Origin of the sequence: Paraburkholderia ginsengiterrae, from assembly GCF_001645125.1 — a bacterium.
Lineage (GTDB): Bacteria > Pseudomonadota > Gammaproteobacteria > Burkholderiales > Burkholderiaceae > Paraburkholderia > Paraburkholderia ginsengiterrae.
Window position 1 is genome coordinate 1 of sequence record NZ_LXKA01000228.1, and the last position, 460, is coordinate 460.

At 69.6% G+C, this 460-nt stretch carries 2 pseudogenes; one reads left to right on the top strand and one right to left on the bottom strand.

Annotated elements, in window-relative coordinates:
- A pseudogene (locus A6V37_RS41435) lies at nucleotides 1-228 on the bottom strand (LysR substrate-binding domain-containing protein); the annotation flags it as partial.
- A 4-nt stretch (nucleotides 229-232) separates the two neighbouring features.
- On the opposite strand from A6V37_RS41435, the pseudogene A6V37_RS41440 reads away from it, so the two are divergent.
- A pseudogene (locus tag A6V37_RS41440) lies at nucleotides 233-460 on the top strand (LysR substrate-binding domain-containing protein); the annotation flags it as partial.

The window sequence follows — 460 nt, forward strand, 5'->3', positions numbered from 1 at the left end:
GGCCTGCGCAAGCGCCTGCACGTTCGCCAGCGTCGCCGCGGCAAGCGGACGGGATTCCGGCGTGATGACGCCGAACAGGAACGCGATGCGGATATCGAGCGGACGGATCACCACGCCCTCGACAGGTACTCCGAGCGCTGTCACCGGTTCCAGCACGGCGAGCCCGAGGCCCGCGCGTACCGCGCCGAGCGCGTTCAGCGACGAGTTGGTCTCGATCACACCGGACGTGCGCACGTCCGGTGTGATCGAGACCAACTCGTCGCTGAACGCGCTCGGCGCGGTACGCGCGGGCCTCGGGCTCGCCGTGCTGGAACCGGTGACAGCGCTCGGAGTACCTGTCGAGGGCGTGGTGATCCGTCCGCTCGATATCCGCATCGCGTTCCTGTTCGGCGTCATCACGCCGGAATCCCGTCCGCTTGCCGCGGCGACGCTGGCGAACGTGCAGGCGCTTGCGCAGGCC